We start from the raw sequence: 13,709 nt of genomic DNA on the forward strand, positions 1-13,709 counted from the left end.
CGCACCAGTAGAGTGACGCCCCGTGGCAGCACGACCCTTGAAAGAAATCATCGAGCCTGGGTGGGCGGACGCCCTCGCTCCAGTGGCCGAACGCATCGCCGCGATGGGGGACTTCCTGCGGGCGGAGATCGCCGCGGGACGCACCTATCTGCCGGCCGGATCGAATGTGCTGCGCGCCTTTCAGCAGCCCTTCGAGGACGTGCGCGTCCTGATCGTCGGTCAGGATCCGTACCCCACGCCCGGGCACGCCGTGGGGCTGAGCTTCTCGGTGGCGCCCGAAGTGCGGCCGGTGCCCGGCAGCCTGGACAACATCTTCCGGGAGATGCACGCCGACCTGGGGCACCCCCGACCGGCCAACGGCGATCTCACGCCATGGACCCGGCAGGGCGTGCTGCTGCTCAACAGGGCGCTGACCACCGCGCCCCGCAAGCCCGCCGCGCACCGCGGCAAGGGCTGGGAGGAGGTGACCGAGCAGGCCATCCGGGCCCTCGCCGCGCGCGGCAAGCCCCTGGTGTCCGTGCTGTGGGGGCGTGATGCCCGCAATCTGCGTCCGCTGCTCGGCGACCTCCCGGCGATCGAGTCCTCGCACCCCTCCCCCATGTCCGCGGACCGCGGCTTCTTCGGCTCCCGCCCGTTCAGCCGGACCAACGAACTCCTCGAACGCCAGGGGGCGCAGCCGGTCGACTGGCGGCTTCCGTGACCGTGAGCCGGGTCCTCGCAGTGGACTCCGGCGGCTCCGGTCTGCGTACGGCGCTCGCCGACGCCTCCGACCCGGCACGCGTCGACAGTGTCGAGTCGCGCGAGCCGGTGCGCACCGGCGACGGGGGCATCGACGCGGAGCATCTGCTGGACCTGCTGCTGCCGATGGCGCGCACGCTGCTGGACCGGGCCGGTGGCGGCACCGTGTCCGCAGTCGTGATCGGAGCTGCCGGGATGGCGACGCTCGGCGGCCGGCTGCGCGCCGAACTCCCCGCCGCACTGGCCGAGGCACTGGGCGTACACCGTCTCGCGCTCGCCGCGGACGCGGTCACCGCATACGCCGGGGCGCTCGGCCAGCGTCCCGGGGCCGTGGTCGCGGCAGGCACCGGCATGATCGCGATGGGTACGGATCTGTCCGCCTGGCACCGGGCCGACGGCTGGGGCCATCTGCTGGGCGACTGCGGCGGGGGCGCCTGGATCGGCCGGGCCGGTCTGGAGGCCGCGCTGCGCGCCCACGACGGGCGGCGCGGCGGTTCCGCCGCGCTGCTGGCCAGGATGGAGTCGGTGTTCGGTCCGGCGCAGGAGCTGCCGGGAATGCTGTATCCGCGCCCGGACCGGCCCGCGGTGCTCGCCTCCTTCGCGCCCGAGGTCGGGCGGTGCGCGGCGGAGGGCGACGCGGTGTCCGCGACCATCCTTGCCGGGGCCGCCCGGCATATCGCGGAAGCGGCCGCGGCCGTGTGTCCACCGGCCGCCAGTGCACCCGGTGGTTGTGAAGTCGCCCTGACCGGCGGGCTGTTCAAGATGGGCGACCCACTGCTCGTACCGCTGAGGAGTGAGCTGGCCGGACAACTGCCGCACGCCCGGCCGGTGTCCGCGACCGGCGATCCGCTCACCGGCGCGGTGCTTCTCGCGGCGGCGCTCGCCACCGATTCACTGCGACTGCCACGCCATCCGACGCTGCTGCACGTACCGACAGAGCAGGGCAGTTGAGGCGTACGACATTCACCGGATAAATACGGACAGATAACACTTGAGTGCCCCCTCCCCGAACAGCCGCACCCCCAAAACCAGTAGCATGCGGCGCCATGAGCTCCCCCACTGGGCCCGCATCCGGCCTGCCTGTACGAATGCCGCGACCCCGCCAGTCCGGGCGGCACCGCCGCCCGGAACCCGTGGCGGCTCCTGAGGGCGCGCCCGCGCTCGTGCTCGCCGTTCCCGGCGCTCCCGCGCACGCCACGCGCAGCCTGGCCGAAGAGGTCATAAGCATCGCCCGTTCCGAGCTGCCCGGCCTCGACGTGGCCATCGGGTATCTCGACGGCGACGACGCCGAGTACCCCACGCTCGAGAGCGTCCTCGCGCACACCGCCGCCCGGCGCACCGAGCGGTACGAGATCGCGAAGGCCGCCGGCCGTGAAGTGGCCGCTCCCGAGGGGCCCGCCGCCGTCGTGGTGCCGCTCCTCGCGGGCCCGGACAACGCCCTGATGCGGCGTATCCGCCAGGCCGTCATGGACAGCCGCGCGAGGGCCGAGCTGACCGATGTCCTCGGCCCGCACCCGCTGCTCGCCGAAGCCCTCCACGTCCGGCTCTCGGAGGCCGGCCTGGCGCGCGCCGACCGCGCCCGGCTGTTCACCGTGGCCACAGCGGCCGACGGCATCATCCTGGCCACGGTCGGCGGCGAGGAGGCCGTCCAGGCCGCCGGGATCACCGGCATGCTGCTGGCCGCGCGCCTCGCGGTGCCGGTGATGGCCGCGGCGCTCGACCAGGAGGGCGCGGTGGCCGCGATCGCCGAGCAGCTGCGCGGCTCCGGCTCGGCGCAGCTCGCCCTGGCCCCGTATCTGGTCGGCCCGGAGCTGCCCGAGGGCCTGCTGGAGGCCGCCGTCAAGGAGGCGGGCTGTGCCGCCGCCGAGGCGCTCGGCGCCTACCCGGCGATCGGCAAGCTGGTGCTGTCGCAGTACACGACCGCGCTGGGCATCGCCCCGCAGCCGCAGGGCTCGCCCTCGCACTGACGGCACGGTCGTAGGTACGCAGAGCAGATACGCAGAAGGGCCCGCACCACTTGAACGGTGCGGGCCCTAACGCTACGGCCCGGTGATCAGACGAAGATCACGCAGGAGGCCGCGGGGGCGTCAAGGGAGCCCGCCCTGCGCGGCACGCCGGTCTCCGCGTCGATGTCGAACCAGGTGACGTCCCCGGAGCGCTCGTTGGCGGCGTACAGCCTGCGTCCTGTCGGGTCCAGAGCGAGGTCGCGCGGCCAGTGCCCGCCGCACGGCACTGTGGTGACCAGCTCCGCCTTCTCGCGCGTCTCGTCGAGCGCGAGTACGGCGATGCTGTCGTGGCCGCGGTTGGCGGTCCACAGATGCCTGCCGTCGTGCGAGACGACCACCTCGGACGGGTAGACGGGCCCATCGACGCCGTCTGGCAGCACCGGTGTCTCACCGACCGGTTCGAGCACACCCGCGTCCGCGTCCCAGCGGCAGACGGTGAGGGTCGGCTTGAGCTCGTTCAGCACATAGGCATGACTGCCCGCGGGGTGGAAGGCGAGATGGCGCGGGCCTGTTCCGGGGCGCAGCGCGGTCTCGCCGTGCAGGGCCAGCTCACCCGCATCGGGGTCCAGTTCGCAGATCCGTATGGAGTCGGTGCCGAGGTCGACGCCGAGCACCCAGCGCCCGGTCGGATCGGGCAGCACCTGGTGAGCGTGCGGACCGCGCTGCCGTTCCGGGTCCGGTCCCGCGCCCTCGTGCTGCAGTACGCCACTGGCGGCGCCCGGCTCTCCACCGGCCCCGACGGGGAGCACGGTGACGCTGCCCGAGCCGTAGTTGGCGGTCACCAGATGGCCTGCCGCGAGCGCGAGATGGGTGGGGCCTTCGCCGCACACCGGGATCCGGGCGCCGATCGGCTTCGGCGATGGCCCATTGACGTCGAAGGCCGCCACCGCACCCTCGGCGGTCTCCGAGACGGCGTAGAGGACCGGGCCGCCGGATCCGATCGCGATGGCGAGATACGACGGGTCGGCGATTGCGTCACTCGCCCCCGTCTCGGCGAGCGCACCGGTCTCCCCGTCCACGGCGGCGGCGATGATCCCGCGGCCTCCGGCCGAGGTGAACGACCCGATGAATGCTCGCCCGGCGCCCTTGTCACCCACAGCGTTTCCCCTCTCCGCCGACTGATCGCTTGTTGCCCGGCCGACGGTACCAGGCGCGGTCTAGACCAAGTCCATCTACTCCCCGCCCCGTTCACCGAGAGCGCGCGCCTGCGCCTCGGGGTGGTGGACATAGGCGGGCCGCCGCTGGGTGGGGTCGTACGTACGGTGGAAGACCGGCGTCGCGGAGCCCGAGATCGGCGGCACGATCCACGACCAGTCGGCGCCGACGCAGCGGCCCCGGCTCGCCTCCCGGTCCAGATGCGTGAGGAAGCGGCGGGATTCGGTGTGGTGGTCGGTGACGGTGACGCCCGCGCGGTCGAAGGAGTGCAGCACGGCGCGGTTCAGCTCGACCAGCGCGCGGTCCTTCCACAGCGAGCGGTCGTTCGTCGTGTCGAGGCCCAGCCGTTCGGCGATGCGCGGCAGCAGGGCGTAGCGGTCGGTGTCGGCGAGGTTGCGGGCGCCGATCTCGGTGCCCATGTACCAGCCGTTGAAGGGTGCTGCGGGGTAGCAGATACCGCCGATCTCCAGGCACATGTTCGCGACGGCGGGTACGGCGTGCCAGCGCAGGCCCAGCTCCGCGTACCAGCTCTCCTCCGGATGGTGCAGCTCCACTTCGAGCACGGCTTCGCGCGGCAGCTCGAACCATCGAGGCTTGCCGTCGCCGTCCTCGATGACGAGCGGCAGCAGGTCGAAGGGTGTGCCGGGGCCGCCCTGCCAGCCGAGCCCCAAGGCGACGTCGGTGAGTGCGGCGTTGCGGGGGTCGCCCACGGTGGGCCCGTGGGCGGAGCCGTAGCCCGCGTACCGTACGAGCTGCTCGTTCCAGATGCGCGGGCCGGGGCGGCCGGGCGCGTCCGGGGCGAAGACGGTGATCATCGGGCGGATGCGGCCGCCGTTGGTGGCCTGGCGCAGGTGTTCCGCCGACTCGCGTGCCACGGAGTCGGCGTCGTCGATGTGTCTTCGGTCGCGTATCCGCAGGGAGCGCCAGTAGAGGCGGCCGATGCAGCGGTTGCTGTTGCGCCAGGCGACGCGTGCGCCGTAGACGAGTTCCGCGCGGGTGTGGCGGTATGTGCCGGTCTCGTCGATCTCCGCGAGGACGGCGGCGATCCGGGCTGCCGGGTCGCCCGCCGCTCGCTCCTCCAGGTGGTGGAGGCGTATGAAGTCCTCGGCCTCCTGGCGGTCCACCTGTGCGCCGGTCAGGCACAACGGTCTGAACAGAGACTTGGGCATGGTGCGCAACCCCCGGGCTCGTGGAGGGACGTGCATGGATGCCGCTGTGGTTACCCCTTGAACACCCTGATCCACCCTGTGTGTGCCGGGGGAATTTGCCTCATTCAAGGGCTTTGCGGTCATTCCCCAGGTCAGGCAGGCACGAGAGGAGCGCGCGGAGAGGTACGCAGGGGCGCGTCCAGCTCCGCTAGCGCCCGCTCCAGTGCCTGGAGATGCGTGAGGGCCACCTCGGCACCGGGGTGGTGCTGAGGCACCGGTACGGAGTCGCTGTGAGCCTTCGCCTGCCGGGTGGCGGGCGGCACCAGGGCGTGCACCGCGGCTTCGACACGGTGGCAGGCGGCGGCGAGCCGCGCGTCGTGCGAAGCATCCGGGTCGGCGGCGACGGCGGCGAGGCCACGGACCTCGCGTGCGCATTCGTCCAGCAGCACGATCACCTGGCGGGCGCGCGCCTTGCGGGCCCGCAGCGGGCTGAGCGGGTGGACGAGCGGGGCGAGGGAGAGCCGCACCCGGCCGAGCAGCAGCTCCAGTTCGGCGGCGAGCGGCGCCGGGTCGGCCTGCTCGTCCCCGGCAAGCCTGCGCGCCGCAGCGGTGGTGCAGCCGTGAACGCAGTGCAGGGCGCGCCGGATCCAGGCGTCGGTCGCCGCATGCGTGGTGACGGGCAGGATCAGGGCCACGCCGAGCGCCGCACCGAGCGCGCCGACCGCCGTCTCCTCGAACCGGAGCAGCAGCAGCCCGGGGTGCAGCACGCCAAGCAGCCCGTACAGCAGGCCGGCCATGACGGTGACGAAGAACATCATCCAGCTGTACGAGGGGGCGGCCGTGTAGAAGATGCCGAAGACGCAGACGGCGACCAGGGCTGCGGTAGGCACGGGCGCGCCCGCGATCGGGATGGCGATCAGCAGACCGGCGGCGATGCCGGTGACGGTGCCGACGACGCGGCGGAAGCCGCGCACGAGGGCCTCGCCGCGCGATGCAGTATTGACGAAGATCCACCAGGCGGTGCCGACGGCCCAGTACCAGCGGTCCGGCGAGATCAGCTGCCCGGCCGCGAGCGCGAGGCCGCAGGCGAAGGTCGCCTGGAAGGCCTGCCGCGTGGTGGGGCGGGCGAGTCCGCGTCCGGGGAGCGGCGTGGGAGCCGCGGGCGTCGGCGTGCGCCGTTCGATGCACCACAGACCGAAGCGGACCGCCGAACAGGCGGCGAGGGCCAGCGCCACCGACGCGTACAGCTCCGGCAGCTGGGCCGGGACCGCGTGCAGGAACTGGGTGACGAAGAACATCATGAAGGCGAAGATCCCCAGCGCGTGTCCGCGCGGGCCCCAGCGCCGGGCGTAGACGCCGCTGAAGACCACGACGAGCCAGGCGGCGGCGCGCGGCAGCGGTTCGCTGTGCAGGGTGGTTGCCAGGGCCAGGACCGGGAATCCGGCAGCCGGGAGCAGGGCGGTGGTCAGCGCCTGGGCACGCACGGACACGTCAGTGACGGTGAAGAGGGCCAGCAGAGCCGCCAGGCCCCCGGTGATGGAGGCGGTCAGCGAGAGCCCGGCCAGTTCGGCCGCCGCGACGGCGAGGCTCACGCCGATGACGGCGCGCAGCGAGTTCCTCAGACGTAGACGCCCCGGATCGGGAGCCACGAACATCCTCTTCACGGCGGTCGGCCGCCCCTCTTTGTCTTGCCTCACCGCCGGCCGCGGGCCGCCGGGAGTGGGGCGTCCGCAGGCACGGCGAAGGCGCCGCGGTCCGGATCCGGCCTCGTTGCCGTCCGGCGCTGCGCGGCGCCGATTGTGCATGGATGCGACACAGATAAGCATCTGTAGGGGCAGCGGCTCAACACATGCTCGATGGGCTGTGCCATTGGCGCACCACAAAGCAAGAACTTCAGCCACGAGGGGGCCAACGGACCAGGAGGGCAAGGTCCAGCGCCGGAGGCCACCCGGGGGAGCCTGAACGCCGCGGTAGGCCGTGGCGGCACCGGCACGTGTCCCGGCAGCTCCGTCCGGCCCCGGTCATCCGGAGTCCTTGTCCGGCCCCGGAGCCGCTTGTACGGCCGGACCAGGCCCGGGATGTTCCTCAGGGCGCGATGTTGTGGTTCAGGCGGAACAAGTTGCCGGGGTCGTGGCGTCGCTTGATCGCCGTCAGTCGTTCGTAGTTCTGACGGTAGTTGGCCCGGACCCGGTCCTGGTCGTCGTGGTCCATGAAGTTCACGTAGCCGCCCTCCAGGGAGGAGGGCTCGAGTGCCGCGGCGAAGGCGCGCACCCAGCCGACGTTGGCCTCACAGTCGGCGCGGGTAGGGAGTGTCGGGCTGAGTGCGGTCGCGAAGTCGGCCTCCCGGTAGGTGAATGCGGTCTCCTCGGGCCCCACCCTGTGGCAGGCGCCGTCGATGGGGAACACCACCGTCGCGCTCTGGATGCTGGGCGTCGTGGCGCCGTACTCGACGTACGCGTCGATGACCCCATCCGGCAGGCCCTGGCTGAAGGTGCCCTTCCAGTAGTGGAAGAGGCCCGCGGGCAGCAGTTCGTCGAAGAGGGTGTTGATCACCGGATACGGCATGCGCCCGACGTGCTGCCCCACGACCGGGCCGAGCTCGTCGAGACGGGCACGGACCTGGTCGTCCTGGGCCTCGGGACCGGTCCAGCAGGTGACCACTCCGCAGAGCGGCCGTCCGTGCCACCGCTCGGGCAGGAACGGGAGAGGCGGGCCGAGCGCGACGACGAGCAGGGCGCTGAACTTCTCGTCCGAGTCGGCGATCAGCTCCCGGTATCTCCGCATCACGTCCCCGTCGAGCGGGTAGAACGTCGGCCCGCCGAGAATGTCGGCCACGGGGTGCAGCCGGTACTCGAAGGACGCGACGACCCCGAAGTTCCCGCCCCCGCCGCGCAGTGCCCACAGCAGGTCGGCGTTGTGCTCCTGGGTACAGGTCAGGAAGGACCCGTCGGCCGTGACCAGGTCGGCCGAGATCAGGTTGTCGCAGGCCAGCCCGCAGCGACGGGCCAGATAGCCCATGCCGCCTCCCGTGGTGAGCCCGCCGATACCGGTACTGGACACGACCCCGCCCGTGGTGGCCAGGCCGAAGGCGTGCGTGGCGTGGTTGACATCGGCCCAGGTGCAGCCGCCCTCGGCCCTGGCCGTACGCGCCTCGGGGTCGACCCGAATCCCGCGCATGCGCCCGAGGTCGAGCACGACGCCGCCGTCGCAGGTGCCGTGACCGGGGACGCTGTGGCTGCCGCCGCGCACCGCCAGCAGCAGATTCTGCTCCCGGGCGAAGTCCACGGTGGCGACGATGTCGCCCACGTCGACGGCCCGGACGATGATCGCCGGCCGCTTGTCGTGCATCGCGTTGTAGACCTTGCGGGCCTCGTCGTAGTCGGGGTCGCCGGGCTGGATGATGTCGCCGCGTACGGACCCCTGCAGCCGCTCCAGCAGCGTGTCGTCGAGGGCTGGTGTGTAGGTGGTCATGGCCGCCACCGGCTTTCCGCGTCTTCGGACATGGGCACAGCACTGTTGTAGGCGCGGGGCCGGCCGACGCTCATCGCCGGAACCGCCCATATCGCCGAAGCGGGCATGGGCAGAACAGCCCATGCTCCGCATCGCGTGCGGGATCACGCAAGGCCGTGCGTGTACGCGTACGCCGTGGCAGCAGCCCTCGATGACACATCGAGCTTCGCGAAGATGTTGTTGAGGTGCCGGGCGACGGTGTGCTCGCTGATCACCAGCTCGGAGGCGATGGACCGGTTGGTCCTGCCTGCGGCCACGAGACGGAGCACTTGGACCTCGCGCTCGGTGAGTTCGCCGGGGAGCCGATGGTGCACGGCGCTGAGCAGGGCCGCCGCCCGCCGCGCGTCGGGCACTGCGCCCAGCCGCTCGAAGACCGCCTGCGCGGCCTGGAGTTCCAGCCGTGCGCCTTCGTCGTCCCCCGCGGCGCGGTCGGCAGCGGCAAGGGTCATACGGACCTGCGCCGCCTCGTACGGGACTCCCAGTTCCAGCCACAGCGACAGCGCACGGTGCAGCAGGGGCAGCGCACGTTCGAGGTCACGGTCGGCGAATGCCACGGCGCCGCCCGCCGCCGCGGCGGTCGCATGCAGCACCGTGCTCTCGGACTCGCGCCGCTGCTGCCACTCGCGAGCGGTCGACTCCAGTTCGTCCACTGCCGTACGTGCCTGGTCGAGCTGTCGGAGGGCGAGCGAGACCTCGACCTGGGCCGCCAGCAGCCGGCAGCGCCCGAGGCGGCCAGGACCACCGCCACCGTCCCCACTGCCCTCGGCCGCCAGTGCGACCCGCAGGGCGGCAGCGGATGAGTCGGCCTTGCCCTGAGCCAGGCACAGCAGCGCGAGGCCCGGCTGCGGGTCGCGGCCGAGTTCGTGCGCGCGGCCGTACGATGCCTCGGCCTCGGCCAACTCGCCGCGCCGCCGCTGGATACCCCCGGTCAGATAGAACGCCTCCGCGGCGATCCTCGCCTCGTACGGCAGCAGCTCCCTGCAGGTGAGGGCGGCTTCCGTCTCGGCCCGGGGCCAGTCACCGCACAGTTCCAGCACCTCCACCCGGTGTACCCGGCACAGACCCCGGAAGTTGTTCTCCTCGGGCATCGACGCGCACCAGGTCATGGCGGCGTCGGTCCACTCGACGGCTCGTTCCAGGTCGGCGGAGGCCATGCACTGCTGGAGTCCCAGGCAATAGATCCACCCGGTGAAGAACGAGCTGAGCTCGCCCGCCATGGCCGAGCACATGGCGTCGTCGAGCAGTGCGAGCCCGCCGGCGACCCGCCCCTGGGCCAGCAGCACGCTCGCCTGCGCCTGGGTGCTCATGGCGAGGAGATCCGGGCTGCCGCAGCGCCGCGCGATGCCGGCCATGCGGTGGGCGCAGCTCATGGCCTCGTCGAACGCGCCACGCTGCTGTGCCTCTTCTGCTTCGACCCAGGCGAGATAGCACTGCTCGACACACTCGGGCTCGCTGCTGAGGTGCTGCCGGGACCGGCGCAGCCAGCCGGCGGCCGCGGCCGTACGTCCCGCCAGCTGATATTCGTAGAAGAGCATCCAGGCGCTGAATCCGGCCTGCCGGGCGGCGCCCGCCGCCACGTAGCCGGAGTAGGCCTTTGTCCGCGCTGCGATCGATTCCTCGACGCGGCTGGTCCACCAGGCGGCATCGGCGAGTGCGGCAAGGTCGTCGGAGGTCATCCGGTCGAGGTCGAGGTCGTGCAGGGCGGCGTAGGCATCGGCCCATGCCTCGCGGGCGACAGCGTCCCTCGCCTGCTCGATCGCCCGTTCGGTGCCGGTGATCTGCTCAGCCACCGCGGCTCCCTTCCCGCTCTCCGCGAGCCGGACCACCCCTCACCAGGATAGGAGCGGGCAGCTCCGACGGGCGACGGACGTCCTCTTCGCGCATCCTTCTGCACAATGGCTCAACTCGATCGACGCAGGCTTGCCATTGGTACAGTCATGCACTGGAGTACCGGACCAGACGGAGGCCAACGGATCATGGCGGTGGACGCGCTCGACACCCGCATCCTGCGGCTGATGATCGAGCAGCCGCGCACCAGCGTGCGCGAGTACGCCCGGATCCTGGGCATCGCCCGCGGCACCCTGCAGGCCAGGATCGACCGGCTTGAGCGGGACGGCGTGATCACGGGCATGGGACCGCACCTCTCCCCCGCGGCCCTCGGACACCCGGTCCTCGCCTTCGTCCATATCGAGGTCACCCAGGGGCATCTGGACGAGGTCGGCGACGCGCTCGCGGCCGTACCGGAAATCATCGAGGCGTTCTCGATCACCGGCGGCGGGGATCTGCTGACCCGGGTCGCCGCGCGCGACAACGGACATCTCGAAGACGTCATCCAGCGGCTTATCCAACTGCCGGGCGTGGTGCGCACGCGCACCGAGATGGCGCTCCGCGAGCGGGTGCCGCACCGGCTGCTGCCGCTGGTCGAATCGGTGGGCCGGACGGCCGGCACCGCACGCTGAGCCGCGCCTTGGCATGCTGGACCGCATGAGCAATTCGCGCACCCCTTCGGTCATCTTCGATCTCGACGGCACACTCGTGGACAGCGAGCCGAACTACTACGAGGCGGGGCGCAGGCTCCTGGCCCAGCACGGCGTGCCGGACTTCACCTGGGAGCACCACACGCGCTTCATCGGCATCAGCACGCGGGAGACGCTGGAGATTCTGCGCGGGGAGTACGGGATCGAGACGCCGATCGACGAGTTGCTGGCCGGGAAGAACCGGAACTACCTGGAGCTGGCCCGCGCCTCGACGGAGGTCTTCCCCGAGATGCGGAAGTTCGTGGAACTGCTGCACACGGAAGGAGTGCCGATGGCGGTGGCATCCGGCTCGTCCCGCGCCGCCATCGAGGCGGTGCTGGCGGGCACCGGCCTTGACGCGTTCATTCCGAAGGTCGTCTCCGCCGAGGAGGTCGCGCAGGGCAAGCCGGAGCCCGACATCTTCCTTGAGGCCGCGCGCCGGCTGGGGGCCTCTCCCGGCGACTGCGTGGTGCTGGAGGACGCGCCTCCGGGCGCGGCGGCCGCACACGCGGCCGGCATGCGCTGCATCGCCATTCCCTACGTGCCCGCGACGGCCGACGACCCGGCGTTCCGGGCGGCGGGGCTGCTCTTCGCGGGCGGGCAGGGCGCGTTCACGGCGCGGGCCGCGTACGACTGGCTCGTCGCGTAGCGGGCGGCCGGTGCCCACACCTGCGGACCTTGGCGGGAGCGGGCTACGGCTCGGGGCTCGCCGGCGCCCGCGGTGCCCTCAGGAAGCCTGCCGACAACGCCACCACGATGGCGCAGATCGCGGTCCACGCGGCCCAGATGGTGGGCGCTGGAACCTCGTAGACGGCGCCGAACAGCGCACCGCCGGTGATCGCCATGCCGACGAGGGAACTCACCCACACCAGAGGCCTGTTCACATGGTCGCGCAGCCCGCGCGGTGCGCCGAGGCACATGGCGAAGTAGATGGCGGCCAGGCTGAAGACGCCGAAGGCGGACAGCCAGGCGAACCAGCTGACATGGTCCGGGAGTCCCGGTACGGCGACCGCACCCCCGAAGACCTGGCTGACCAGGATGGTGGCGAGATAGGCGACGCCGACCACGACCGTGCCGCCGGCCGGGGTGCCCCGGCGTGCACTCAGCTTGCCGAGCCGCTGCGGCAGCCAGCCGTCGCGGGACATCGTCAGCACACCGCGGGTGACCGAGACCGAGACGCCGATGTACACGGCGAGCATGTCGAGCACGATGACGAGTTCGACAAGCCGTGCGACCCATGGGGCGCCGAACGCTCCGGGCGAGGCCAGGGCGACGATCGGGGCACCGGCGTTGTCGGCCACGGCGTCGACGCTGAAGTGGAAGCCGGCGATCTGCGCGTAGCAGCCGAGCAGGAAGAAGACCGCGGCGGCGAGCAGGGAGATCAGCACGGCTTTGGGGATGAACCGCTCGGGCTCGGCGGTCTCCTCTGCGAGGTTGGCCGCGGCCTCGAAGCCGGTGAAGAGCAGCACACCGTAGATGACGGAGAAGGCGATGCCGCCCCAGCCCTGCGCCGAGCTGGAGGGTTTGAACGCGGACAGGCTGTTGTCGCCACCGACCTTGACGATCACGTAGATGAAGAAGATGGCGAGCACGCCGATGGAGACGAGTGCGAGCACCAGCTGGGCCCTGACCGAGACCTGGATGCCGACGTGCACGATGGTGAGGAGAACGGCGAGCAGGAGCAGCTGCCATGCCCAGACGGGCAGGGCGGCGACGCCGAACTCGGCCTTGAGGACATCGTGCAGCGTGCCGCCGATGAGGACGGCGATGGCCGCCCCCAGGACGAGGACGCCCAGGTAGTAGACATAGCCCGCGGCGGCGCCGATGCGGGTGTCGAGGCCTGAGGTGACGTAGTCGTACAGCGAGCCGGCTGTCCGGGTCCGGCGCGCGTAGGCGGAGACGATCCAGCCGACGCCGAGCATCCCGACGGTGCCCAGGAGTACGGCGAGCGGCGCCGCACCGCCGGCGCCCTTGCCGGTGGCGGTGGTGATGCCGACGAGCATCGGCAGCAGAAAGGACACCGCGAAGGCGGGGCCCATGAAGCCGATGGACTGAGCGACCACGTCGACGAGCGACAGCGAGCCGGGCGGTCTGCCGGGCTGGGCTTCGGTACCGGGTGATGATCGTGCGATGCGGCGCGACATCAATCGCTCCATGGGGAGTGGCCCCGCGGCCGGGCGGTGACGGAACTGCGATGACAGAGGGAGTGACCTGGTCACACCCTTACCAGCAGGACAACCGGAATATGGCGGGTCAAGCCTCCCGCGTGGCGGGTTCGTCGGCCTTCGGCGATGTAGACGTGTGACGCGCCGCCCGCTGATCGCCCTCCCGGCCCGTTTCTCGTCGTCCGCCGGCGCCTGCGCTACGCCGCCGAGGTCAACGCCCGCGCCCTGGTCGAGGCCGTTTACCAGGCCGGCGGCGAGCCCTTCACCATGGACCCCCACGCCCCTGGCGGCCGGGCCGACCCCGCCGAGATCGCCGGAGGCCTGGAGCGCTGCGACGCGCTTCTGCTGCCGGGTGGCACCGTCGAGGCGGTGGAGCGGCCCGGCTGGCTCGTCGCCGTCCAGTGGCATCCCGACGACACCGCCGCCACCGACGCGACGAGCTGAGCGCGCTTCGAGGCCCTCATCGGGGAA

The 13,709-nt window shown here is 71.8% G+C and carries 11 protein-coding genes and 1 pseudogene; 6 read left to right on the top strand and 6 right to left on the bottom strand.

Going from position 1 to position 13,709, the window contains the following annotated elements; all coding sequences use genetic code 11:
- Window positions 1-22: 22 nt before the first annotated feature.
- From ACZ3H8_RS17950 to ACZ3H8_RS17960, 3 genes are all read left to right on the top strand, one after another.
- Entirely contained in the window at window positions 23-700 is a 678-nt protein-coding gene (locus ACZ3H8_RS17950) for a uracil-DNA glycosylase (RefSeq protein WP_467402782.1), read from the top strand.
- A complete protein-coding gene (locus tag ACZ3H8_RS17955; protein WP_467402785.1) occupies window positions 697-1,689 on the top strand; it encodes an N-acetylglucosamine kinase in 993 nt (330 codons plus the stop codon). The genes ACZ3H8_RS17950 and ACZ3H8_RS17955 overlap by 4 nt, the downstream gene beginning before the upstream one ends.
- Before the next feature lie 95 nt (window positions 1,690-1,784).
- Window positions 1,785-2,705 carry a sirohydrochlorin chelatase gene (locus tag ACZ3H8_RS17960; protein WP_467402787.1) on the top strand — a complete coding sequence of 307 codons (921 nt, stop codon included), beginning with the start codon at window positions 1,785-1,787 and terminating at the stop codon, window positions 2,703-2,705.
- An 86-nt stretch (window positions 2,706-2,791) separates the two neighbouring features.
- Here the strand turns inward: ACZ3H8_RS17960 and ACZ3H8_RS17965 are convergent, their stop codons facing one another.
- The 5 genes from ACZ3H8_RS17965 to ACZ3H8_RS17985 form a co-directional block, all read right to left on the bottom strand.
- On the bottom strand, window positions 2,792-3,841 hold the full coding sequence (locus ACZ3H8_RS17965) for a lactonase family protein (protein ID WP_467402789.1): 1,050 nt from the start codon (window positions 3,839-3,841) through the stop codon (window positions 2,792-2,794).
- A 75-nt stretch (window positions 3,842-3,916) separates the two neighbouring features.
- Entirely contained in the window at window positions 3,917-5,068 is a 1,152-nt protein-coding gene (locus tag ACZ3H8_RS17970) for a nitric oxide synthase oxygenase (protein ID WP_467402792.1), read from the bottom strand.
- Window positions 5,069-5,199: 131 nt separating this feature from the next.
- Entirely contained in the window at window positions 5,200-6,702 is a 1,503-nt protein-coding gene (locus ACZ3H8_RS17975; protein ID WP_467403242.1) for an FUSC family protein, read from the bottom strand.
- A 430-nt stretch (window positions 6,703-7,132) separates the two neighbouring features.
- Window positions 7,133-8,518: an FAD-binding oxidoreductase gene (locus ACZ3H8_RS17980; RefSeq protein WP_467402793.1), complete on the bottom strand. Its 1,386-nt coding sequence runs from the start codon at window positions 8,516-8,518 to the stop codon at window positions 7,133-7,135.
- 143 nt (window positions 8,519-8,661) lie between these two features.
- On the bottom strand, window positions 8,662-10,347 hold the full coding sequence (locus ACZ3H8_RS17985) for a helix-turn-helix transcriptional regulator (protein WP_467402796.1): 1,686 nt from the start codon (window positions 10,345-10,347) through the stop codon (window positions 8,662-8,664).
- Window positions 10,348-10,533: 186 nt separating this feature from the next.
- Here ACZ3H8_RS17985 and ACZ3H8_RS17990 point away from each other — a divergent pair, with 186 nt between their 5' ends.
- Window positions 10,534-11,016, top strand: coding sequence for an Lrp/AsnC family transcriptional regulator (locus ACZ3H8_RS17990; RefSeq protein ID WP_467402797.1), 483 nt, complete (start codon window positions 10,534-10,536; stop codon window positions 11,014-11,016).
- Window positions 11,017-11,041: 25 nt separating this feature from the next.
- Window positions 11,042-11,722 (top strand): HAD family hydrolase, encoded by a 681-nt coding sequence (locus ACZ3H8_RS17995; protein ID WP_467402799.1) that lies wholly within the window; start codon window positions 11,042-11,044, stop codon window positions 11,720-11,722.
- A 43-nt stretch (window positions 11,723-11,765) separates the two neighbouring features.
- On the opposite strand, the gene ACZ3H8_RS18000 is transcribed toward ACZ3H8_RS17995, so the two are convergent.
- Window positions 11,766-13,217 carry an APC family permease gene (locus ACZ3H8_RS18000; RefSeq protein WP_467402801.1) on the bottom strand — a complete coding sequence of 484 codons (1,452 nt, stop codon included), beginning with the start codon at window positions 13,215-13,217 and terminating at the stop codon, window positions 11,766-11,768.
- Between the two features lie 157 nt (window positions 13,218-13,374).
- On the opposite strand from ACZ3H8_RS18000, the pseudogene ACZ3H8_RS18005 reads away from it, so the two are divergent.
- Window positions 13,375-13,622, top strand: a pseudogene (locus ACZ3H8_RS18005) (gamma-glutamyl-gamma-aminobutyrate hydrolase family protein); the annotation flags it as partial.
- Window positions 13,623-13,709: the final 87 nt, after the last annotated feature.

It is taken from the genome of Streptomyces sp. NPDC002868, assembly GCF_055563295.1.